This window comes from Streptomyces clavifer (assembly GCF_036345975.1).
GTDB lineage: Bacteria > Actinomycetota > Actinomycetes > Streptomycetales > Streptomycetaceae > Streptomyces > Streptomyces clavifer.
On the sequence record NZ_CP107793.1, the window covers coordinates 3,080,916 to 3,102,793 of the forward strand.

A 21,878-nucleotide genomic window follows, 5' to 3' on the forward strand; every position below is an offset into this window, starting at 1 on the left:
GCGCGCTCAGACAGCGTGCCGGGAGGAGACAGCTGATGGTGCCCGAGGCCGAAGTGAAGGATGTCCTCGACGAGCTCCAGCGCTTACGGGCCCGGGTTCCGCTCCTGACCGGCGCACTGGCCGCCAGCACCGACGGCCTGGTCGTGGCCCAGGACACCCCGGGCATCCAGGCCGAGGGCGTCGCCGCACTGACCGCCGCCGCGCTCGGCGTGTCGATCCGGATGACCGACGCCACCGGTCGCGGCGGCTTCCGCGAGCTCCTGATCCGCGGTGCGGACGGCTACGTCGCCACGTACGCGGCGGGCTCCTCCGCGGTCCTCACCCTGCTGGCCGAGGACCGGATCAACGTCGGCCGTCTCCACCTGGAGGGCCGCCGGGCCGGTGCCCGGATCGGCGAGGTGGTCGACGCCGCACTGGACCGGGCCGACCGCCCGGCACCGCCCCCGCGCCCCCCTCAGTCCCGTGATCTCCCCCGCCGCGGCACACCGGACCACGCATGACGAAGGCACCAACCAGAAACGGACCGGCCACCCGGCCGGCCAGGGAAAGGAAACGAGCACTCATGGCCAACACCGAAACGTCACTGAAGAACGCGATGACGTCGATCGAGGGGACCCTCGGTGTCGCACTCGTCGACTACACCAGCGGCATGGCCCTGGGCACCCTCGGCGGCGGCAAGGACTTCAACCTGGAGGTCGCGGCGGCGGGCAACACCGACGTCGTGCGCGCCAAGCTCCGCACCATGGAGCACCTGGGGATCAAGGAAGAGATCGAGGACATCCTCATCACGCTCAGCGGTCAGTACCACCTGATCCGGCTGCTGAAGGCACGCGGCAACAACGGCCTGTTCCTCTACCTCGTGCTGGACTCCGGCCGCTCCAACCTGGCCATGGCCCGCCACCAGCTGAAGCAGATCGAGGTCGATCTGGAGGTCTGACCCTCCGTCCTCACCCACGCGGCGCCGCGCCCCACCGGGCGCGGCGTCCCACCGGTGCCCGGCTCCCCCGCCCGCGCGGCCCCCTCGGCCGTCTTCGCGCACCGCCCCGTGCGCACGAACGCCCCACCGGCCGCCCTCGCCGGAACGACCACGCTCCGTGCACCGTCCGGGTGCGGAGGCCGGCGGGCACGGACGAGCGATGTCCGCGATCCGCGGAGGCGGCCCGCCTACTCGACGAACAGTCCCCGGGCCGCCGCACGGGCGTCGAACTCCTCCAACCGGGCCTGCGCCTCGGGCAGGCCGTCACACATCGCCTCGAGCAGCACCCGCCCCAGCAGCATCGGCGCGCACGCGGTGTCGAAGGCGAGGCCGGTGCCCACGGCGGCCGGGATCAGCAGATCGCTGTGCCCGGCCACCGGGGCGAACGCCGAGTCGGCGACGGTCACCACGGTCAGCCCCTTCCCCCGGGCGTACGCGAGGGCGTCCACGACCTCCCTCGGGTGCCGGGGCAGCGCGAAGCACATCAGCGCGCTCGCTCCCGCCCGCGCGGCGGCGTCGATCCGGTCGTGCAGCATGCTGCCGCCCTCGTCGAGCACCCGTACGTCCGGATGCACCTTGGCGGCGAAGTACCCGAACCCCCGGGCCTGCGAGGACGCGGCCCGCAGCCCGAGCACGAGCAGCGGCTTCGACCCTGCCAGCAGGCGCCCCGCCCGCTCCACCGGCTCGGGGTCGGCGAGCAGTTCGGCCAGGTGCCGCAGATTCTCGATCTCGGCCCGCACGGCCTGCTGGTACTCGTTGAAGCTCTCCTCGGCACCGCCCCCGCCCGCCGCGTCCCCCGGTGCGACCTCCCTGAGGTGCCTGCGGAGTGCCGGATAGCCGTCGAACCCGAGCGCCACCGCGAACCGGGTGACGGACGGCTGGCTGACTCCGGCCAGCTCGGCCAGCTCCACACTCGACAGGAACGGGGCGTCCGCGGCCCGCCGCACCATGGAGTGTGCGATCCGCCGCTGGGTGGGTGTCAGCCGCTGCCCCTCGAAGAGCCGCTGCAACCGTGCAGCCGGGCTGCTCCCACTCATGCTGTCCCCTCCAGATATGCGCCGGCGCACACCCGCGCCGCCGAATCCATTCAGCCAGCAAGCGGCCTGTATGTCCATATACAGGCCCACTCCCCGGACGCCCACCGCCGTCGACGCCCACCCGGCGGTGCACCCCTGCTCGCATTGCGGGACCGCTCTCGCCTGCCGATCCTGGAGCCATGATCCCAGCCAACACGACCGGCCCCGGCGGCACCGTCGTCCGCTACGGGGCCGCCGACGCCGCACACGTACTGAGCGTCTACGCCGATCTGCGCTGCCCCTTCTGCAAGCGCATGGAGAACGGTCTGGGGGCCGTCATGGAACGGGCCGCGGACGAGGGCCGGTTCGCGGTGGACCACCACTTCGCGACGTTCCTGGACGACTCGGCGGGCGGCACCGGTTCCCTGGAGGCGCTGGCCGCGCTGGGAGCCGCCGCGGACGAGGGCCAGAAGCCGTTCATGCACTACCTGCGGGCCCTGTACGCGGACCAGCCCGCTGAGGACGAGGACGCCTTCGCCGACCGCGACACCCTGCTGCGGCTGGCCCACCAGGTCGAGGCGCTGCACACCGACGCCTTCCGGCAGAAGGTCACCGACGGCGCCTACCTGCCCTGGGCCGCGGAGGTGTCGGCCGCCTTCCGGAACAGCGGAGTCCGGTCCACCCCGACCGTGCTGATCGACCGCACCCCGGTCCCGGTCATCAGCGCTCAGGGCTACGCGGTGTCGCCGGAGGCGTTCCTCGCCGAGGCGAGCCCCCTCTGAGTCGTCCTCGCACCCCACGGAACGTAGTGGTCCGGGGGCGCCCGGAGGGGCCGGTCCGACGGCCGTTCAGAATGTCACCCGGGCCGCGGTGAGCGCCTCCCGGGCCCCGGGCTCCCCCTCCATGTGCAGCGGGCCCCGCGGTGGGCGCCCCGACACGTGCCGGGCGAAGACGATCGCATCGGCACGGAACGTGGCCGCGGGGGCGCCGATGCCCAGGAGGTGGTTCCCGCCCGCCGGGCCGTCGAGGTCGATCTCCACGGCGGGGGCGGTCCAGGCGAGGGACAGGTCCAGCACCACCTGGTCCACGATCTCCCGGTCGTGCTCGTCGAGGACCAGCCCGGCCCCCGTCGCGTCGCTGATGTCCACCCGGTGCATCCAGGTGTCCCGGGTCACGAGGACACGGTTCAGGTAGTCCATCGAGTCGTCCGGCAGCGCCTTCCCCTCCGGGTAGAGCAGGCTGAGGCGGACCTTGCGGCGGACGGCGGCGGGCACGCGGCGCAGGGTGCGCAGCCCCTGGGGGGCGTAGTGGGCGAGCGCCCCGATGAGTTCCGGTCCCGGGACGGCGCTCCGGTCCTCGATCTGGCTCTCGTTGTGGCCGTCGAGCGGCCCGAGGTGCGGATGGTTCCGCCGGGCCTGCCGGATGCGCCGGAGCACGACCCAGGGGCGGGGCAGTTCCTCGTACTGGCCGACGGTGTGGGCGAGCGTGTCCCGGACCGTCCAGCCGGCACACGCCGTGGGGCGCCGCCAGTCCTCGTCGGACAGCTCACGGCACATGGTCAGCACGGCGCGGAGCTCCGCCTCGTTGACCTCACGGGCCCGCGCCTCGGAGGTCCTGGGGATGGTGCGGGCGTAGAAGGTCGTGGCCATGGCGCGGACTCCCGTCTCCCCCGGCCCACGCTACGCCCGGGTGACGCCGCCCGCGCGGATGGGCGGAGGGCCGGAACAGGGGGGTTGGCCCCACTGACCCGGGCGCCGCGGATGCGTACCGTGAGGCGCATGGAAGCCCGTGACCCGGAGCTCGAGCGAGAGCTCGATGCCACCCTGCAAGCCCGCGGCGAGCTCGGCCCGGAGTACGAGTCCGCGCTCATCGACTCGTTCCTGGAGAAGGTCGAGCAGCGGCTCGACGGCACGCTCGACCGGCGGGTGCGCCGGCACTTCGCCGAGCAGCAGATGGTGGTCGCCCGGGGCGGCACACCCCCTGCGCAGGCGACCGGGACCTTCGGGGAGCGCTTCGGCTTCGGGATCGTCTCCCTGGTGCTCGCCGTCCCGCTGTCCGCGATCGGGGTCGCGAACGCGGGGATCGACGGTCTCGTCGTGGCCTGGCTCGGGATCTTCGGGGTGAACGCCGTGCACGCCGCGCGTGCGTGGCCGTGGCCCCGGAGGAAGCGGAGCGCGTCCGACTGGGACGACTGAGAGCGCCCGGCAAAAGCCGGGGCCGGAACGGCGGGGGAAGGGCCGGGGAGGCTGTCGACGCTCCCCGCACATGGATAGTCGCGGGGACCGCCGCACCCCCGGTTGCCCGGAGGGCGGGACGACGGCGGTCCCCGCGAGGGACGCGGTCCCCGGGTCAGGGCCGGGTATCGCGTCCGGGCGACGGTGGAGGTCCGGGAGCCGCTCCGTAGTCCGTGTCGCCGTATGTGGTGCCGGCGGGTTTCCCTGCCGACACCACATACTCTGCCCGAGCCGTGTTAAGCCGGTGCTGCGTCCACATGTCGCGCTCGTACCATTTCCGCGACGCCCGGGAAACACTTCCCCACGCCCCGGGAAACGCTTCCCTACGCCCTGGGGGCCGCGTCCTTCGCGAGGAAGGCCAGCAGGTCCTGCCTGCTCACCACGCCCTTCGGCTTGCCCTCGACGAGGACGATCGCCGCATCGGCACCGTCCGCACCACTGAGCGCGGCCATCAGGTCCTCGACGGGTTCGCCGGAGCCGACCTGCGGCAGCGGCGCCGACATGTGCTTCTCCAGCGCGTCGGAGAGCGAGGCCCGCTGGGTGAACAGCGCGTCCAGCAGCTGACGCTCGACGACGGAGCCGATGACCTCGGCGGCCATCACGTCCGGGTGGCCGGCGCCCGGCTTCACGATCGGCATCTGGGAGACGCCGTACTCGCGGAGCACGTCGATGGCCTCGCCGACCGTCTCCTCCGGGTGCATGTGGACGAGCGAGGGGAGCGGGCCCTCCTTGAAGTCGAGGACGGCACCGACCTGCGCGGAGGTACCGGTGTCCTCCAGGAAGCCGTAGTCCGCCATCCACTCGTCGTTGAAGATCTTGCTCATGTAGCCGCGGCCGCTGTCCGGCAGCAGGACGACCACGACGTCGTCGGGGCCGAGGCGCGCGGCCACCTCCAGCGCCGCGACGACCGCCATGCCGCAGGAGCCGCCGACGAGCAGGCCCTCCTCCTTGGCGAGGCGGCGGGTCATCTGGAAGGAGTCCTTGTCCGAGACCGCCACGATCTCGTCAGTGACCGTGCGGTCGTAGGCGCTCGGCCAGAAGTCCTCGCCGACCCCCTCGACGAGGTACGGACGGCCGGAACCGCCCGAGTACACGGAACCCTCGGGGTCGGCGCCGATGACCTGGACCCGGTCCCCGCTGATCTCCTTGAGGTAGCGGCCCGTACCGGTGATCGTGCCGCCGGTGCCGACGCCCGCGACGAAGTGGGTGATCCGCCCGTCCGTCTGCTCCCAGAGCTCGGGACCGGTGGTCTCGTAGTGCGAGCGCGGGTTGTTCGGGTTGGAGTACTGGTCGGGCTTCCAGGCCCCCGGCGTCTCACGGACCAGGCGGTCGGAGACGTTGTAGTACGAGTCCGGGTGCTCGGGGTCGACGGCCGTCGGGCAGACCACGACCTCCGCCCCGTACGCGCGCAGCACGTTGATCTTGTCCGTGGACACCTTGTCCGGGCAGACGAAGATGCACTTGTAGCCCTTCTGCTGGGCGACGATGGCCAGGCCGACGCCCGTGTTGCCACTGGTCGGCTCGACGATCGTGCCGCCGGGCTGAAGCTCGCCGCTCTGTTCGGCCGCCTCGATCATGCGCAGCGCGATGCGGTCCTTCACCGACCCGCCGGGGTTGAAGTACTCGACCTTGGCCAGGACCGTCGCCTGAATGCCTGCCGACACATTGCGCAGCCTCACCAGCGGGGTGTTGCCGACAAGACTGATCATCGAATCGTGGAATTGCACCGTGTACTCCGGGGTCTCCGAGATGGTCAGGCAAGAGTATGCGTACGAGCACGAGATTGGACGAAGCGATTGGGCGACGCCCCCCGCGGGGCAGGTAGTGCTGTGGACGGCTGTACGGCGAGGAGGAGGTGGACCGGACTGTGTCGAGGGCGAGGGTGGCACGGCGGATCGCAGCGGGCGCGGCCTACGGCGGCGGGAGCGTCGGGCTGATCGGTGCGGCGACGGTGGGTCTGGTGCTGGCCGAGGTACAGCTGGCGAAGCGGCGGGTGGGCGGGGGGACGGCACCGGTTCCGCCGAGTGCGGACGGGCGGTACGGGGTGGCCTTCGCCGGTCCTGCCGATCCGTTGCGCTTCGTGATGCTGGGCGACTCGACCGCGGCCGGCCAAGGGGTGCGCCGGGCCGGACAGACACCGGGGGCCCTGCTGGCGTCCGGGCTGGCGGCGGTGGCCGAGCGGCCGGTCGATCTGCGGAACGTGGCGTTGCCGGGGGCGCGTTCGGACGACCTGGAGCGGCAGGCCTCGCAGGTGCTGGCCGATCCGTGGGGACCGCCGGACGTCTGCGTGATCATGATCGGGGCGAACGACGTGACGCACCGGATGCCGGCGACGCAGTCGGTGCGCTGTCTGAGCACGGCGGTACGCAGGCTGCGTACGGCGGGTGCCGAGGTCGTGGTGGGGACGTGCCCGGACCTGGGCACGATCGAGCCGGTCTACCAGCCGCTGCGGTGGCTGGCCCGGCGGGTGAGCCGGCAGCTGGCGGCGGCACAGACGATCGGCGCGGTGGAACAGGGCGGCCGGACGGTGTCGCTCGGCGATCTGCTGGGGCCGGAGTTCGAGGCGAATCCGCGCGAGCTGTTCGGTCCCGACAACTACCACCCGTCGGCGGAGGGCTATGCGACCGCCGCGATGGCGATGCTGCCGACCCTGTGCGCGGTGCTGGGCCTGTGGCCGGAGTCCGACCACCTGGACGGGTCGCGGCGGGAGGACATCCTGCCGGTCGCGAAGGCCGCGTCGCGGGCGGCGCGGGAGGCGGGCACCGAGGTCACGGGGGCGCGGGCGCCCTGGGCCCTGCTCAAGCACCGGCGGCGGCGGCGGCTTCCGGCACACACCGAGCCGACGCGGCACGAGGACGTGCCCCCGCCCTCCCCCGGATCCGGGCCCGGCTCCGGGGCGACGTGGCGGCCCGCCTGAGCGGGGTCCCGACGGACAGGCGCCGCCACGAGCGGGGTCCCGCCCCCTGAGCCCTGTCCGCCCGCACGGGAACAAACAGGGCGACTGAGCGGTTGCTTAGAAAAGAGGTCCGCATCACATCACCTGTCGGGTGACCTCAGCTGTACGTCCGGGTAACTTCCAAGTCAGCCCAGCCTTCCTGCCTTCCAGCCCTCATGGAGCCGCGTGATGCCCGAAGCCGTGATCGTCTCTGCTGCCCGTTCGCCGATCGGCCGGGCCTTCAAGGGGTCCCTCAAGGACCTGCGCGCGGACGACCTGACCGCGACCATCATCCGGACCGCGCTGGACAAGGTCCCCGAGCTGGACCCGAGGGACATCGACGACCTGATGCTCGGCTGCGGCCTTCCCGGCGGGGAGCAGGGCAACAACCTGGGCCGCGTCATCGCCGTGCAGATGGGGATGGACCACCTCCCCGGCTGTACGGTCACGCGCTACTGCTCGTCCTCGCTGCAGACCAGCCGCATGGCACTGCACGCCATCAAGGCCGGCGAGGGCGACGTCTTCATCTCCGCCGGTGTCGAGATGGTGTCCCGCTTCGTCAAGGGGAACTCCGACAGCCTGCCGGACACGCACAACCCGCTCTTCGCCGAGGCCGAGGCCCGCACCGCGGCCCGCGCCGAGGAGTCGGGCGCGAGCTGGACCGACCCCCGCGAGGAGGGCCTCGTCCCCGACGCCTACATCTCGATGGGGCAGACCGCCGAGAACCTGGCCCGGACCAAGGGCGTCACCCGCCGGGACATGGACGAGTTCGGCGTGCGGTCGCAGAACCTCGCCGAGGAAGCGCTCAAGAACGGCTTCTGGGAGCGCGAGATCACGCCCGTGACGACCCCGGACGGCACCGTGGTCTCCAAGGACGACGGCCCGCGCGCGGGCGTCACCCTGGAGGGCGTGGAGGGCCTGAAGCCGGTGTTCCGCCCCGACGGGCTCGTCACCGCCGCCAACTGCTGCCCGCTCAACGACGGCGCCGCAGCCCTCGTGATCATGTCCGACACCAAGGCGCGCGAGCTGGGCCTGACCCCGCTGGCCCGGATCGTCTCGACCGGCGTCTCCGGCCTGTCCCCCGAGATCATGGGGTACGGACCGGTCGAGGCCAGCAAGCAGGCGCTCAAGCGCGCCGGGCTGACCGTCGGCGACATCGATCTGGCCGAGATCAACGAGGCGTTCGCCGCCCAGGTCATCCCGTCCTACCGGGACCTCGGGCTGCCGCTCGACAAGGTCAACGTCAACGGTGGCGCCATCGCCGTCGGCCACCCCTTCGGCATGACCGGCGCCCGGATCACCGGCACGCTGATCAACAGCCTTCAGTTCCACGACAAGCAGTTCGGCCTGGAGACCATGTGCGTGGGCGGCGGCCAGGGCATGGCCATGGTCATCGAGCGCCTCAGCTAGCACCTGCCGCCCCCTCGCCCCGGGGCTCCCGAGCATCCGCGGGGGCGGTCCGCCCTCCCTCGCGGAGGCCCCTCCGAACCCGGCCGAGCCCCGAACGTGACCGAATCTCCCCCAGGATGTGACCTGCATCCTGGGGGAGAGTCGTTTCCGCAGGTCACGCCCGATGCAGGACTAAACATCAGGCCCAAAGACCTGTCCAATTCGTGACGTAATGCACTGACAGCAGGCACCAGTACAGGACAAGCTGATGTAGGAAGTCGGGGGTGTCGATTGAAACCGGGAGTATGTCAGTGAGCGCCATGTCATTTGCCCTGTTGCTGACCACCGCCGCTGCCACGGCCGTCGGCGCCGCCGCTCTGCACGCCGCTCACGGGCTGCGCAAGCAGGTCACGGCCCTGCGTACGGAGCTTGCGGAGGGGCGGAGCCTCGTCGCGTCCGTGCCCGAACAGCAGAACCGGAGCACCGCCACCTCGGCCGAGGAGATACGCGCGGCGGTCGCCGAGGCGCTGACCGAGGAGCGCGAGCGCGAGCTCGCCGAGGCCCGCGCCTTCTGGGCCGCCCAGGAGGCCCGTGACGCCGCCGACGCCCCGTCCCTGCTGGGCGGGCTCGCCGGACTCGGTGACGACGTCCCGTTCTTCATGCCCCGCCAGACCGACTTCGCCGGCCTCGAGGCGATGGACCTCGAAGCCACCGAGGCGTTGGACGAGCTGGTGGAGCTGACCGACCTGCCCGAGGCCGCCGAGGTCACCGAATTCGCGGAGTTCGCCGACGACTCCCCGGAGCTGGCCGCGGCCCGTCGCCGCCACCCCTCGCACCCGGACTTCGTCCCCGTGCAGACACCGGTTGTCACCGACCATGAGCGTACCGTGGACCGCCTGGAGCGGCTCGCCGACACCGGGACGCAGCTCACGGACGTCCGCCCCGGCCCGCTCGGCACGCTCGACGTGTACGTCTTCGCCGACGGGACCACGCTCTGCATGACCCCGGGCCACCGCGAGACCGCCGAGCGGCTCGCCGCATCCCTGCGGGCGGGTGAGCAGCCGGTGCTGCTGGGAGGTTCCGGCGTCTCCGGCGCCTACGCGCTGACCTTCTCGTGCGGCACGGAGAACGTCTACATCCTCGCCGACCGCGTCATCGCCTCGTTCTGAGGTCCGGCCCGCGGCGGCTCACGGGAAGGCCCGTGCCGCCGCCTCCTCGACACAGCGCACGGCCTCGTCCAGCTCCCGGGACGAGGCCGTTTCCAGTGCCACCGCCAGGTCCCGCCCCGCGACGGCGAGCTGGTCGCCCACGGCGAATATCCCCGCGTCCGGCATCAGGTGCGGCTCCCGGGCCGGGTCCTCGGCGCGCTGCGCCCGCGCCGCCAGCTCCCTGGCCGTGGCCAGGGCCTCGGCGGCGGCGCCGCGCTGCAGCCGGCTCTGCGGGGCGCTCCGCAGGTGGTCGGCGAATCGGTCCACGGCTGTGATGAGGGGGGTCGTATCGAGCACGCCGCGACCCTACGCGCCCCCGCGGGGCCGCTGCCAACGGCCCTCCGGCGGGGAACGGTGCCGGGAAGGCCCAGGGGCACGCACCGCGCCGGGGGCGCCCACGGCCACGCCGGGGCGGTCATGCACGCGTACGACCCGCGACGGGGCGCACAGGGGCTCCTGCGAGTACCCCGGCCCGCCCCGCGCGAAAACGGAACCGCCCGCAGGCACGTGCGCCTGCGGGCGGTTCCGTCAGTCAGTCCCTACGGGTCAGTCGTCCCCGTTGAGGATGGAGAGAAGACGCAGCATCTCCAGGTAGATCCACACCAGGGTCAGGGTGAGGCCGAAGGCCGCCAGCCAGGACTCCTCGCGCGGTGCGCCGTAGTTGACGCCGTCCTCGACCTGCTTGAAGTCCAGGGCGAGGAAGCACGCACCGAGGATGATCCCGATGACACCGAAGAGGATGCCGAGGCCGCCGCTGCGGAAGCCCAGGCCGTCACCGCCTCCGAACACGGAGAACAGCAGGTTGACCATCATCAGGAGCACGAAGCCCATGGCCGCGGCCATCACGAAGCCGTAGAAGCGGCGTGTGACGCGGATCCAGCGCATCTTGTACGCGATGAGGACACCGGCGAAGACGCACATGGTGCCCATCACCGCCTGCATCACCGTGCCGGGGCTGATGTAGGTGCTGACCGCGCTGGAGATCACTCCGAGGAAGACACCCTCGAAGGCCGCGTACGCGAGGATGATCGCAGGCGACGGCTTGCGCTTGAACGACTGGATCATCGCGAAGACGAACGCCACCAGGGCGGCGCCGATGGCGATGCCGTACGACGTGCCGAGGTTGGCCTCGTCGACGGGCAGCAGGGCCCAGGAGAGCGCGGCGGTGAGCACCACGGTGCCCAGCGTCATCGCCGTGCGCGTGACGACGTCGTCGATCGTCATCGCGCCGGAGCGCGCCGGCGCCTGCGGGGCGCCGTACTGAGTGTCCTGCTGGGCGTAGGGGTTCGTGGCGTACGGGTTGGCGGCGGTGCCCTGTGCGTACGGGTTGGCACCCGCTGCGGGGGCCCCGGCCTGCGGCGCCGCGTTGAAGCCCGCGTAGCCGTTGTCGCGGCTGAACCCCCGTCGCGAGAAGACCGGGTTGCTGCTCCTCATTTCACTCCTCCATGGCCACCCAGCGTGGCCTTCCCACAAGAGTAATGGGTAGGCAAAACAAACACGCTAGTGCCAGAGGAGGATCTTTAAGAGAAGTTGACTGCTGAAGTACTGTGCAGCCGCCCGGATCCCACCGACGCTGTGGTGGTGCCCGGAGCCGGACTCGAACCGGCACGCCCCCGAGGAGGCAGCGAGGTTTAAGCTCGCCGTGTCTGCATTCCACCACCCGGGCGTGGGCGCGCGGCTCCGCGTTGGCACAAGACCTTATCGGGGGGCATCGCCCGATCAGCGGAACACCTTCTCGATGTTGTCTTATTTTATTGACCGTTTGAGGGTCCGTCAGACACCACGCACCGCATCAGCACATGCCCGGACATCCCTATGGGCACGAACCCGGCAAACGGGAATGACGGAAACTCGCCGCATATGCACGGCCCTTTCGCCATGCCCACGCCAGCCTTCGCCAGGGTCGCGCCACCTCAGGGTCCGGCGGTGTCGTTGACGCACCTCAGGACGGGCCGGCTCCCCAGCGCCTGCGGGTCCCTCAGCACCGCTCCCGTGACATGGAACACGGCGCTCTCGCCGGGCAGCAGCGTGACGAGCATGTCGTCGACCTCCGCCGCCGGATCCAGCCGGTCGGGGAACAGTGCGAGGTCCCTCAGCAGGGTCCGCGCGGTCACCGTGACCCGGTAGCCGACTCCGGCCGCGTCACCCTGCGTGACCACGGCGTCGTACCGCGCGGGGGGCAGCGCGAGGCGGGTGTCCTCCTCGTAGAACTCGACCGCCCGCAGCTCCCCCAGCTCCGCCACCAGCACCTCGCGGGCGCCGTCCCCCGGCCGGGCGACGGACGGCGGCAGGGGTACGCGGCCGACGCCCCGTGCGGCCGTGGACACCACGGTCTCCTCCTCGGCCAGCAGCGCCCCGTCCAGGCCGCGCCGGGTCAGCCGCAGGGTCCCCTCCCAGGGGTCGGCGGAGTCGTTGACCAGGTGCAGTGCGCCGTCCCGTACGGCCATCAGCCGGTCCGCGTACACCTTCCGCAGCGCGTACCAGAGGGGTTTGCGGCGGCCGTCGCCGTCCACGGCCGCCCAGGACACGACGGGCCAGCAGTCGTTGAGCTGCCACACGATCGCGCCCATGCAGTACGGCGTGTGCGAGCGGAAGTGGCGGATGCCGAAGGCGACGGCGCGGGCCTGGTTCAGCTGGGTGAGCCAGTGCCAGTCGTCGAAGGACGCCGGCTGCGGGAGGTGGTCACCCAGTCCGCGCAGCAGCTTGGCTTCGCCGTCCTCCGCCTTCTGGTGGTGGGCGATGAGCGGGGCGCCCAGACCGAGCGGGCCGCTGACGGCCCGTCGCAGCGTGGCGTACGCGGGCGGGCCCTGGAAGCCGAACTCGGCGACGAAGCGGTGGGCGGTGTCGGCGTAGTGCGTGTAGTCGGCCCGGTTCCACACCTCCCAGAGGTGGACCGTGCCGCGCGCGGGGTCGTTCGGCGGCAGCTCCGGGGAGCCGGAGTAGGGCGAGCCCGGCCAGTAGGGGCGGGTGGGGTCCGTCTCGGCGCACAGGGCGGGCAGCAGCCCGTGGTAGTAACCGTGGCCCCAGCTGCGGCCCCGGAGCTCGTCCTGCCAGCCCCAGTCGGCGTGGCCCTCCAGGTTCTCGTTGTTGCCGCACCACAGGACCAGGGAGGGGTGCGGGGCGAGCCGGACGAGGTTCTCGCGGACCTCGGCGGCGACCTCGTCGTACAGCGGCTGCTCCTCCGGGTAGGCGGCACAGGCGAACGGGAAGTCCTGCCAGACCAGCAGGCCCTTCTCGTCGGCCAGCTCGTAGAAGTCGTCGCTCTCGTAGAGGCCGCCGCCCCAGACGCGGATCAGGTTGACGCCCGCCGCGACCGCCTGGTCGAAGCGGTCGGAGATCCGCTGCCGGGTGACACGGGCCGGGAAGCAGTCGTCCGGTATCCAGTTCACCCCGCGTACGAAGAGGGGCTCGTCGTTGACGGAGAGGCGGAACGCCTCGCGCTCCAGGGCGACGCCCCGGAAACCGGTCCTGCCGGTCCATGCCTGGTCGCCGAGGCGGACGGTGACGTCGTACAGCGGCTGCTCGCCGTGGCTGTGCGGCCACCAGCGTCCGGCCCCGGGGACGGACAGGGTGACGGACGCACGGTGCTCTGAGGGGGCGACGGCGAGCACGGCCTGCTCGCCGGCCACCTCCACCGTCGCCTCCAGGGGCCCGTCCCCGGCCCGGTCGACGTCGAGGGTGAGCGCGAGGCGCGGCACCCCGTCGCCGTCCAGGTCGGCCAGCACCTTCACCTCGGCGATGCGCGGGCCCGTCCAGGACTCCAGGGCGACCGGGCGCCAGATACCGGAGGTGACCAGGGTCGGCCCCCAGTCCCAGCCGAAGTTGCAGGCCATCTTGCGGATGAAGGCGTACGGCTCGGTGTACGCGCCGGGCCGGTCGCCCAGCTTGTCGCGCAGGGCCTCGGCGTACGTGTACGGGGCGGTGAAGCGGACGTCGAGGGTGTTCGCGCCCTCGCGCAGCAGCGTACGGACGGGGAAGCGGTAACCGCGGTGCTGGTTGGCGGTGCCGCCCACCTCGGTGCCGTTGAGCAGGACGGTGGCGACGGTGTCGAGGCCGTCGAAGCACAGGTCGGTGGACGTGTGCGCGTCCGCGGTCCAGTCGAAGACGGTGCGGTACGTCCAGTCGGTGCGGCCGATCCAGCCGAGCCGGGTCTCGTTGTCGTCGAGATAGGGGTCGTCGATCAGGCCGGCGGCCAGCAGGTCGGTGTGCACGCACCCGGGGACCGTCGCGGGGACGCCCCCGGTGGGGAGCCCCACGGGCACGGGGCCCCCGGCGGTGAGGGTCCAGCCGTCGTGCAGGGGCAGGCGGTGGAGGGTCACGCGAGGGTCCTTCCGCAGTCGGGGAGCCCGGCGCAGGCCACGAAGTGGCCCGGCTCGGTCTCGTACAGGCCGGTGTCCCGCGCGCCCCCCTCGTGGTAGGCGCAGGCCTCCACGGGTTCGGCGGACGTCCACGGCTCGTTGAGGCGGGGAACGGCTGCCAGCAGCGTGCGGGTGTAGGGGTGCAGGGGGTTGCCGAAGACCTTCGCCGTGTCACCGCGTTCGACGACACGGCCGCTGCGCAGCACCACGGTCTTCTCGGCGAGGTAGGTGCCGAGCGAGAGGTCGTGGGTGATGTAGAGGACGCCCAGGCCGCGCTCCTTGAGGCCGGCGAGGAGGTTGAGCACGTCGATGCGGGTGGAGGCGTCGAGCATGCTGGTGATCTCGTCGGCGACCAGGAAGCGCAGGTCGAGCAGGAGCGCGCGGGCGATGAGCAGCCGCTGGAGCTGCCCGCCGCTGAGCTGGTGCGGGTAGCGGCCCAGCACCTGCCCGGGGTCCAGGCGCACGTCCCGTACGGCCCTCTCGACGCGGTCGGCCCACTCCTTGTCGCCGACGCCGGGGTGGTAGGCGCGGCGGACGAGGGCGAAGACGCGGTCGGCCCTGAAGACCGGGTTGTAGCAGCTGAAGGGGTCCTGGAAGACGCCCTGGACGCGGCGGTAGAAGTCCTTGCCCGGCCTGACCCGCTCGCCGTCCAGGGTGAGGCTGCCGCCGCTGACCTCGGTGAGACCGAGGACCATGCGGCCGATGGTGGACTTGCCGCTGCCGCTCTCGCCGATGAGCGAGACGAGCTCGCCGGGTGCCGCTTCGAAGGACACCCGGTCGACGGCGGTGACGGACCCGCCGCCGAAGGCGCCGGCCCGGAAGGTCTTGGTGACACGGTCGAGGGTCAGCATCAGGCCGCCTTCCAGCATGCGACGGAGTGGCGGGGGGCTATCTCGACGACGGGCGGTTCCTCGGCGCACCGGGCGTCGGCGAGGGGGCAGCGGTCGCGGAAGCGGCAGCCGGGCGGGGGGTCCAGCAGGGAGGGCGGGGAGCCCTCGATACCGCTGAGCGGCTTGTCCTTGTACCGGGCGCCGACCTGGGGCAGCGAGCCGATCAGCATCCTGGTGTACGGGTGGCGGGGCTCGGTCGTCAGCACCTTCGTGGGGGCCTTCTCTGCGAGCTTGCCCGCGTACATCACCATGATCGAGTCGGCGATGTGCGAGGTCAGCCCGAGGTCGTGGGTCACGAAGATCATGCTGGTGACCAGGCCCTTGTCGCGGAGTCCCGTGAGGGCGCCGACGACCGCCTGCTGGTTGGAGACGTCCAGGGCCGAGGTGACCTCGTCGGCGATGAGGACGGAGGGGTCCAGGAGCGTGGAGATCACCATGACGGCGCGCTGCTTCATGCCTCCGGACAGCTCGATCGGGTAGCGGTCCAGGACGCCGGGCTCCAGGCCGACGAGGGCCAGCCGGCGGTGCAGTTCGTCCGTGTCCACGGTGACGCCGCGCGAGGCGAGGAGCTCGCGGATCATGCGGCCGATGCGGCGGGTCGGGTTGAGGGCGCTCATCGAGTACTGGGGGACGAGCGAGATCTTGTGGAAGCGGTAGGCGTTCATCGCCCGGTCGTCGGACAGCGGCAGTTCGTCGCCGTCCAGGGTGACGGTGCCGCCCGCGTGCCGCATCCGGCCGTCCAGCCGGATCAGCGCCTTGCCCAGGGTGGTCTTGCCGCAGCCGGACTCGCCCGCCAGGCCCAGGATCTCGCCGTCCGCCAGGTCGAAGCCGACGCCGTCCAGGGCACGGACCTCGCCCCGCAGCGTGCGGTAGTGGACCCGCAGGTCGTCGACGGTCAGGGTCATGTGCTCACGACTCCCTCAGCTTCGGGTTGAAGACCTCGTCGAGGCCGACGTTGGCGACGTACAGCGCGCCGACGATCGCGGTGATCCCGGCACCCGGCGGGATGAACCACCACCACATGCCGAGTTGGAGCGCGCTCCACTGCTGGGCGCTCTGCAGCATCAGGCCGAGCGAGACGCCCTCCGTCGGGCCGAGCCCGATGAAGTCCAGTGAGGAGGCGATGAGGATGGACCCGCCGAACAGCAGGATGAACATCATGAAGAGGTACGAGCTCATGTTGGGCGCGATCTCGCGGAAGACGATCCGCCAGGTGCCGCTCCCGCTGAGCCGGGCGAGGTCCACGAACTCCCGGGTGCGCAGCGAGAAGGTCTGCGCCCGGATCGCCCGGGCCGCCCAGGGCCACGAGGTGAGCCCGATGAAGAGCCCCTGCACGGCGACGCTGCGCACCCCCATGTAGGCGTTGATGATCAGCAGGACGGCGAGGGCGGGGATGACCAGCACGACGTTGGTCAGCATGTTCAGGATCTCGTCGGTGATCCCGCCCCGGTAGCCGGCGAGGAAGCCGACGAGCATGGCGATGACGGCGGCGATCGCACCGCCGACGACACCGACCAGGAAGGTGGCGCGCAGCCCGTGCACGAACTGCGCGTACACGTCCTGGCCGAAGGTCGTGGTGCCCATCCAGTACGTGCCGTCGGGGGCGGACGCCTGCGGGCCGACGTATTCGTTGGGGTTGCCGTTGTCGAGCAGCAGCGGACCGGCGAGGCCGGTCGCGAACAGGACGACGACGAGGGAGAAGCCGATCAGCAGCTTGGGGTTGCGCACCGCGTAGTGCAGCCACTCGCTGCCGGGCTTCGCCGCCGGGGCGGAGGGGGCGGCCGGTGCGGCGGCGGTCTCGGGTGCCGGGTCGGGCAGTGTGCTCATGACGTGCCTCCTGCCATGCCCGTACGGGTGCGGGGGTCGACGACGACGTACACGATGTCGATGAGGAAGTTGGCGATCAGCACGCCGATGACGATGAACAGGAAAGCGCCCTGGAGCAGGAAGAAGTCCTGGTTCTGGATCGCCGCGAGGATCAGTGAGCCGAGCCCCGGGTAGGCGAAGACGATCTCGGTGACGAGCGCTCCGGCGACCAGCACGCCCAGTTGGAGGGCGAGACCGGTGACCTGGGGCAGGACCGCGTTGCGGAAGGCGTAGCGGCGGATGAGCCGCTGCGGTGCGCCGAGGGCCGAGAGGTACGAGGAGTAGTCGGACTCCAGCTCGTAGATGATCATGTTGCGCATGCCGATGGCCCACCCGCCGAGTGCGACGAGGAAGAGCGAGAGGAAGGGCAGCACCCAGTGGTGCAGTGCGTCCAGGACGAAGCCGGCGTTCCATCCCGGCTGGATGTCCAGGCTGTAGCCGCCCGACAGGGGGAACCAGCCGGCCTGGGCGCCGAACGCCCAGGCGAGGATGACGGCGATCCACATGTACGGCATCGCGGTCAGCAGGTAGCCGACCGGCAGCACCGTGTTGTCGAGGACCTTGCGGCGTGCGGAGAGCGCACCGATCCAGTTGCCGGCGAACCAGCTGAGCAGCACCGACGGGACCATCAGGCCGAGGGTGTACGGGAGCGCGTCCAGCAGGACGTCGCCGACCGGCGTCGGGAAGACCCAGATGGAGATGCCGAAGTCCCCCTGGAGCAGGGCTCCCCAGAAATGCAGGTACTGCTGCAACAGGGGCTCGTCGAAGCCGAACAGGTTGTTGTAGTACGTGCGCATCGCCTCGGCGGCCTCGGGCTGCGAGACCCGGGCCCGGGCCACCATGGCCGCCACCGGGTCGCCGGGCATGAAGCGCGGGATCATCCAGTTGACGGTGACGGCGACGACGAAGGTCAGTGCGTAGACAAGGAGTTTTCGGGCGAAGTAACGGCGCAAGGGTGCTCCCCTGGTGGAGAGCCCCGCCGTGCGCGCCCCGGTCAGGTGGACACGCGCACGGCAGGGCGGTCAGCGGGTCAGAACTGCCGTGTCACTTGGCGGGCTTCAGCTGGGTGAGCGTCTCGAAGCCGCCCATCTCCAGCCAGTTGCGCCACAGGGCCGGTGCGCTCTTGGGGGCACCGGGGGCGTCCGACGGCCAGTTCTTCCAGGTACCGGAGGTGGACTGCGACCAGAGGCCGTTGTACCAGAGCGGGATGATGGGCATCTCGGTGAGCTGGATGTCCTGGATCTTGGAGACGGCGGCCTTCATGCCCGCGGTGTCGTCGGTCCTGACCCCGGCGAGCTCCTGGACCAGCTTCCAGGCCTCCTCGTTCTCGTACCGCCCGAAGTTCACGGTGTTCTGCTGCTTCTGGACCGGCATCTGGAACATGTACTCGTAGTACGTCCAGGGGGTGTTGGACAGCTGGCGCTCGTTGTTGATCACGAGGTCGAAGTCGCCCTTGCCGCGCTGTTCGGTGAGGGCGTTCTGGTCGGGGAACTCGGTGCTGACCTTGATGCCCGCGTCCTTGGCGCCGGCGGCGATGACCTTGGCCGCCTCCATCCAGTCGGTCCAGCCGGAGGGCACGGCCAGCTTCAGGCTGAGCGGTGACCCGTCCTTGTTCTCGACGAAGCCGTCGCCGTTCCTGTCCTCGTAGCCGGCGTCCGCGAGCTCCTTCTTCGCCGCGGCGGCGTCATGCGTGAAGCCCTTCTCGGCGATCAGCGCCTTGTCGTCGAACTGTTCCCACTGCGGCAGCAGACCGGTCGGGGAGGCGGGCTTGACCAGCTCGCCGTACACGCCCTTCACGATCTTCCCAGTGTCGACGGACGAGGCGAGCGCCCTGCGGAAGGCGGCGTCGTCCATCGGCTTCTTGGTGGTGTTGGGCACCAGCCAGGCGGTGTTGGCCGAGAGCATGTACGGGGCCTTGTCGTAGTACGACACGACCTTCTTGCTCTTGATCAGCGAGGAGGCGCCGGGCAGGAAGTTGTTGCTGAGGTCCAGCTGGCCCTGGCCCAGCTGCCCGATGACCACCTCGTTGCTCGGGTTGGAGACGTCGACGATGTAGCGGGGGGCGGGCGTCATGCTCAGCGCCTTCGTGCCCCACCAGTCGTCGCGCCGCTCCCAGACGACCCGGTCCTGGGTCTTGCTCCTGAGCTTGTACGCCCCGGTGCCGACCGGCTTGTCGTTGACGCCGTTGAGGACGTCCTCGTCGGTGCGCGACCCCCAGACGTGTTCGGGGACGATCGGCTGGCCGTAGAGGGTGGAGTCCCACTCCTGGTAGCGGGCCTCCTCGAAGGTGAAGCGGACCGTGGTGTCGTCCACCGCCTTCGCGTCGGACAGCCAGCTCCACAGCGAGTGGAAGGCCGACGCCTCGATCTTGCCGAGGCCGTAGGAGTACGCGACGTCCTTCGCGGTCAGCGGCTTGCCGTCGGCCCAGGTGATGCCCGGGCGCAGCTTCACCTCGTACGTCTTGTCGTCGGTCCAGCTGCCGGACTCCGCGAGCCAGGGCTTCAGCTCGCCCTCGGCGGGGTCGAAGTGGAACAGCGTCTCGTAGACCAGGCCCTTGGTGCCGGTCGCGTGGTCCCAGTTGCGCAGCGGGTTGTAGTTGGCCGGCGGCCCCCACTGGGTGCCGGTCGTGTAGAGCGTCTCGTTCCGCGGCAGCGAGCCGCCCTTGCCGGCCGGGCCGCCGGTGCCGCCCGCCCCCGAGCCGCCTCCCGTGCATCCGGTCGCGGCGAGTGTGAACACGGCGAGTGCGGTGGTGACCCGCAGCCGGGTACGCGTACCCATAGCCCCTCCTTCTTCCCCGCGCCGTCCCTGCCGAGCGGAGTTACTGAACCGGGTAAGTGCCCGTGAAGGTATGGGGGGCCCGAAGCGGTGTCAAGGGTGCGGGAGCGCTCCCATCCCAGTTTCTGCGGGGACTCGCGAAGAGGTCTGGACCGCTCGGGGGAAGACAGAGGTCAGGGGCCTGCGGCTAGGATGCGTTCAGAACACGAACCGGTTAAGCGAGGTCGCATGTCCAAGCACCGCCCCACGATCGCCGACATCGCGCGCCGGGCCGGAGTGTCCAAGGTCGCGGTGTCGTACGCACTGAACGACCGCCCCGGGGTCTCGCCCGCGACCCGTGCCTCCATCAAGGCCATCGCCGAGGAGATCGGCTGGCGGCCCAACAGCGCGGCCCGCGCCCTGACCCGCGCCCGGGCGGACACCGTGGGCCTCGCGCTGTCCCGGCCGGCCAGAATGCTCGGGGTGGAGCCGTTCTTCATGGAGCTGATCAGCGGCATCGAGAGCGAGCTGTCCGCGCGGGGCTGCGCCCTGCTCCTCCAGGTCGTCACCGACCCGGCCCAGGAGCTGGAGATGTACCGCCGGTGGTGGGGCGAGGGCCGGGTGGACGGGGTGTTCCTCGCCGACGTCCGCTCCCCGGACCCGCGCATCGAGGGCGTCGCCGAGCTGGGGATGCCGGCCGTGGTGATCGGCCACCCCTCGGCGGCGGGCTCCCTCACCCCCGTGTGGTCGGACGACTCGGCCGCCCTGCGGGACACCCTGACGTATCTGGCCGCGCTCGGGCACCGCCGCGTGGCCCGGGTCGCCGGTCTGCCCGAGCTGGCCCACACGCGACTGCGGGACCGCGCCCAGCGCGAGATCAGCGCGGAGCTGGGCCTGGACGAACCCGTGGTGGTGCACACGGACTACTCCGGCGAGGAGGGCGCGCACGCGACGCGACGGCTGATCAGCTCGGCGGCGCGGCCGACCGCCGTCATCTACGACAACGACATCATGGCCGTCGCCGGGCTCTCCGTCGCACAGGAGATGGGTCTCGACGTGCCCGCCGACCTGTCGCTCGTCGCCTGGGACGACTCCCAGCTGTCCCGGGTCGTCCGGCCGCCGCTGACCGCGCTGAGCCGTGACATCCCGGCGTACGGCACCCATGCCGCCCGCACCCTGCTGGCGATGGTGGCCGACGGCTCGGCCCCGGGATTCGAGGACGCCGCGGCACGTCTGGTCCCCCGCGGATCCACCGCGCCGCCCCGCTGAGGAACGACGTTCTCAGGGTCGGTGTCATCCCCGAGGAGTAGGCCGCGGCCCGGGCGGTGCGACTCAAGAGGGCCCCGGGAACGGGCACGGGGGCTGACGCCTGCGAGGAAAACGGCCGAGACGATGGAGAGGTTCCCGAACGGGGCCCGAACCGCCCGCACCGCCCTTCCGAACCAGGAGTCTCCCTGTGACCACCACCACCGTTCACCGCACCACCGCGGTCGCCGCCCGCGCCACGGAGCTGTCGAAGGTCTACGGCCAGGGTGAGACCCAGGTCGTCGCCCTGGACCGGGTGACCGTGGACTTCCCCCAGGGCGAGTTCACCGCGATCATGGGGCCCTCGGGCTCCGGGAAGTCCACGCTGATGCACTGCGTGGCCGGCCTCGACAGCTTCAGCAGCGGTTCCGTGCGCATCGGCGACACCGAGCTGGGGACGCTCAAGGACAAGCAGCTCACCCAGCTGCGCCGGGACAAGATCGGCTTCATCTTCCAGGCCTTCAACCTGCTGCCGACCCTGACGGCACTGGAGAACATCACGCTGCCGATGGACATCGCGGGCCGGAAGCCGGACGCCGCGTGGCTGCAGAAGGTCATCGACATGGTGGGCCTCTCCGACCGGCTGAAGCACCGGCCCACCGAGCTCTCCGGCGGCCAGCAGCAGCGCGTCGCGGTGGCCCGCGCCCTGGCCTCGCAGCCGGAGATCATCTTCGGTGACGAGCCGACCGGCAACCTGGACTCCCGCTCCGGCGCCGAGGTGCTGGGCTTCCTTCGCAACTCGGTGCGCGAGCTCGGCCAGACCGTGGTGATGGTGACCCACGACCCGGTGGCCGCCTCCTACGCGGACCGCGTGATCTTCCTGGCCGACGGTGCGGTCGTCGACCAGATGATCAGCCCCACCGCCGACGGTGTCCTGGACCGGATGAAGGCGTTCGACGCGAAGGGCCGCACCAGCTGACACGACGGCTGCCCGCCCTTCCCCCTCC

The 21,878-nt window shown here is 71.2% G+C and carries 20 protein-coding genes and 1 tRNA gene; 9 read left to right on the plus strand and 12 right to left on the minus strand.

The window, feature by feature from the left end; all coding sequences use genetic code 11:
• Positions 1-35 precede the first annotated feature (35 nt).
• Both OG927_RS13200 and OG927_RS13205 read left to right on the plus strand, forming a co-directional pair.
• Entirely contained in the window at positions 36-500 is a 465-nt protein-coding gene (locus OG927_RS13200) for a roadblock/LC7 domain-containing protein (protein WP_056798960.1), read from the plus strand.
• A 62-nt stretch (positions 501-562) separates the two neighbouring features.
• Positions 563-937, plus strand: coding sequence for a hypothetical protein (locus tag OG927_RS13205; protein WP_056798963.1), 375 nt, complete (start codon positions 563-565; stop codon positions 935-937).
• Positions 938-1,164: 227 nt separating this feature from the next.
• On the opposite strand, the gene OG927_RS13210 is transcribed toward OG927_RS13205, so the two are convergent.
• On the minus strand, positions 1,165-2,013 hold the full coding sequence (locus OG927_RS13210) for a MurR/RpiR family transcriptional regulator (protein ID WP_056798965.1): 849 nt from the start codon (positions 2,011-2,013) through the stop codon (positions 1,165-1,167).
• Positions 2,014-2,192: 179 nt separating this feature from the next.
• Here OG927_RS13210 and OG927_RS13215 point away from each other — a divergent pair, with 179 nt between their 5' ends.
• A complete protein-coding gene (locus OG927_RS13215) occupies positions 2,193-2,774 on the plus strand; it encodes a DsbA family protein (protein ID WP_319104608.1) in 582 nt (193 codons plus the stop codon).
• Positions 2,775-2,840: 66 nt separating this feature from the next.
• On the opposite strand, the gene OG927_RS13220 is transcribed toward OG927_RS13215, so the two are convergent.
• Positions 2,841-3,641, minus strand: a complete 801-nt coding sequence (locus OG927_RS13220) for a maleylpyruvate isomerase family mycothiol-dependent enzyme (protein WP_056798970.1) — start codon at positions 3,639-3,641, stop codon at positions 2,841-2,843.
• A gap of 129 nt (positions 3,642-3,770) precedes the next feature.
• On the opposite strand from OG927_RS13220, the gene OG927_RS13225 reads away from it, so the two are divergent.
• A complete protein-coding gene (locus tag OG927_RS13225) occupies positions 3,771-4,187 on the plus strand; it encodes a hypothetical protein (protein ID WP_330320202.1) in 417 nt (138 codons plus the stop codon).
• Between the two features lie 362 nt (positions 4,188-4,549).
• Here OG927_RS13225 and OG927_RS13230 read toward each other — a convergent pair whose 3' ends face one another.
• Positions 4,550-5,953, minus strand: coding sequence for a cystathionine beta-synthase (locus OG927_RS13230; protein ID WP_056798976.1), 1,404 nt, complete (start codon positions 5,951-5,953; stop codon positions 4,550-4,552).
• A gap of 155 nt (positions 5,954-6,108) precedes the next feature.
• Here OG927_RS13230 and OG927_RS13235 point away from each other — a divergent pair, with 155 nt between their 5' ends.
• The 3 genes from OG927_RS13235 (at position 6,109) to OG927_RS13245 (ending at position 9,719) form a co-directional block, all read left to right on the plus strand.
• Entirely contained in the window at positions 6,109-7,143 is a 1,035-nt protein-coding gene (locus OG927_RS13235; RefSeq protein WP_056798978.1) for an SGNH/GDSL hydrolase family protein, read from the plus strand.
• Positions 7,144-7,350: 207 nt separating this feature from the next.
• Entirely contained in the window at positions 7,351-8,571 is a 1,221-nt protein-coding gene (locus OG927_RS13240; protein WP_056798981.1) for an acetyl-CoA C-acetyltransferase, read from the plus strand.
• A gap of 299 nt (positions 8,572-8,870) precedes the next feature.
• Positions 8,871-9,719 (plus strand): hypothetical protein, encoded by an 849-nt coding sequence (locus OG927_RS13245; protein WP_241191857.1) that lies wholly within the window; start codon positions 8,871-8,873, stop codon positions 9,717-9,719.
• Between the two features lie 18 nt (positions 9,720-9,737).
• On the opposite strand, the gene OG927_RS13250 is transcribed toward OG927_RS13245, so the two are convergent.
• From OG927_RS13250 to OG927_RS13290, 9 genes are all read right to left on the minus strand, one after another.
• A complete protein-coding gene (locus OG927_RS13250; RefSeq protein WP_056798986.1) occupies positions 9,738-10,055 on the minus strand; it encodes a hypothetical protein in 318 nt (105 codons plus the stop codon).
• 249 nt (positions 10,056-10,304) lie between these two features.
• Entirely contained in the window at positions 10,305-11,192 is an 888-nt protein-coding gene (locus OG927_RS13255) for a Bax inhibitor-1/YccA family protein (RefSeq protein ID WP_056798989.1), read from the minus strand.
• 145 nt (positions 11,193-11,337) lie between these two features.
• A tRNA-Leu gene (locus OG927_RS13260) sits at positions 11,338-11,424 on the minus strand.
• Positions 11,425-11,671: 247 nt separating this feature from the next.
• A complete protein-coding gene (locus OG927_RS13265) occupies positions 11,672-14,077 on the minus strand; it encodes a glycoside hydrolase family 2 protein (protein ID WP_330320203.1) in 2,406 nt (801 codons plus the stop codon).
• Positions 14,074-14,985 (minus strand): ATP-binding cassette domain-containing protein, encoded by a 912-nt coding sequence (locus OG927_RS13270; RefSeq protein ID WP_330320204.1) that lies wholly within the window; start codon positions 14,983-14,985, stop codon positions 14,074-14,076. The genes OG927_RS13265 and OG927_RS13270 overlap by 4 nt, the downstream gene beginning before the upstream one ends.
• Positions 14,967-15,911 (minus strand): ABC transporter ATP-binding protein, encoded by a 945-nt coding sequence (locus tag OG927_RS13275; RefSeq protein WP_056798995.1) that lies wholly within the window; start codon positions 15,909-15,911, stop codon positions 14,967-14,969. The genes OG927_RS13270 and OG927_RS13275 overlap by 19 nt, the downstream gene beginning before the upstream one ends.
• A gap of 4 nt (positions 15,912-15,915) precedes the next feature.
• On the minus strand, positions 15,916-16,833 hold the full coding sequence (locus tag OG927_RS13280; protein ID WP_056798998.1) for an ABC transporter permease: 918 nt from the start codon (positions 16,831-16,833) through the stop codon (positions 15,916-15,918).
• Entirely contained in the window at positions 16,830-17,825 is a 996-nt protein-coding gene (locus OG927_RS13285; RefSeq protein ID WP_056799001.1) for an ABC transporter permease, read from the minus strand. The genes OG927_RS13280 and OG927_RS13285 overlap by 4 nt, the downstream gene beginning before the upstream one ends.
• A gap of 91 nt (positions 17,826-17,916) precedes the next feature.
• Positions 17,917-19,650, minus strand: a complete 1,734-nt coding sequence (locus OG927_RS13290) for an ABC transporter substrate-binding protein (protein ID WP_330320205.1) — start codon at positions 19,648-19,650, stop codon at positions 17,917-17,919.
• A gap of 225 nt (positions 19,651-19,875) precedes the next feature.
• Between OG927_RS13290 and OG927_RS13295 the strand changes: the two genes are divergently transcribed.
• Entirely contained in the window at positions 19,876-20,895 is a 1,020-nt protein-coding gene (locus OG927_RS13295) for a LacI family DNA-binding transcriptional regulator (protein WP_124282119.1), read from the plus strand.
• Positions 20,896-21,082: 187 nt separating this feature from the next.
• Entirely contained in the window at positions 21,083-21,850 is a 768-nt protein-coding gene (locus tag OG927_RS13300) for an ABC transporter ATP-binding protein (protein WP_056799009.1), read from the plus strand.
• The last annotated feature ends 28 nt before the right edge of the window (positions 21,851-21,878 follow it).

Coding starts and splice junctions, on each gene's coding strand:
- OG927_RS13200 (WP_056798960.1), top strand. CDS start 36: ATGGTGCCCGAGGCCGAAGTGAAGGATGTCCTCGACGAGCTCCAGCGC.
- OG927_RS13225 (WP_330320202.1), top strand. CDS start 3,771: ATGGAAGCCCGTGACCCGGAGCTCGAGCGAGAGCTCGATGCCACCCTG.
- OG927_RS13270 (WP_330320204.1), bottom strand. CDS start 14,985: ATGCTGGAAGGCGGCCTGATGCTGACCCTCGACCGTGTCACCAAGACC.
- OG927_RS13280 (WP_056798998.1), bottom strand. CDS start 16,833: ATGAGCACACTGCCCGACCCGGCACCCGAGACCGCCGCCGCACCGGCC.
- OG927_RS13215 (WP_319104608.1), top strand. CDS start 2,193: ATGATCCCAGCCAACACGACCGGCCCCGGCGGCACCGTCGTCCGCTAC.
- OG927_RS13205 (WP_056798963.1), top strand. CDS start 563: ATGGCCAACACCGAAACGTCACTGAAGAACGCGATGACGTCGATCGAG.
- OG927_RS13220 (WP_056798970.1), bottom strand. CDS start 3,641: ATGGCCACGACCTTCTACGCCCGCACCATCCCCAGGACCTCCGAGGCG.
- OG927_RS13295 (WP_124282119.1), top strand. CDS start 19,876: ATGTCCAAGCACCGCCCCACGATCGCCGACATCGCGCGCCGGGCCGGA.
- OG927_RS13245 (WP_241191857.1), top strand. CDS start 8,871: ATGTCATTTGCCCTGTTGCTGACCACCGCCGCTGCCACGGCCGTCGGC.
- OG927_RS13290 (WP_330320205.1), bottom strand. CDS start 19,650: ATGGGTACGCGTACCCGGCTGCGGGTCACCACCGCACTCGCCGTGTTC.
- OG927_RS13255 (WP_056798989.1), bottom strand. CDS start 11,192: ATGAGGAGCAGCAACCCGGTCTTCTCGCGACGGGGGTTCAGCCGCGAC.
- OG927_RS13275 (WP_056798995.1), bottom strand. CDS start 15,911: ATGACCCTGACCGTCGACGACCTGCGGGTCCACTACCGCACGCTGCGG.
- OG927_RS13240 (WP_056798981.1), top strand. CDS start 7,351: ATGCCCGAAGCCGTGATCGTCTCTGCTGCCCGTTCGCCGATCGGCCGG.
- OG927_RS13210 (WP_056798965.1), bottom strand. CDS start 2,013: ATGAGTGGGAGCAGCCCGGCTGCACGGTTGCAGCGGCTCTTCGAGGGG.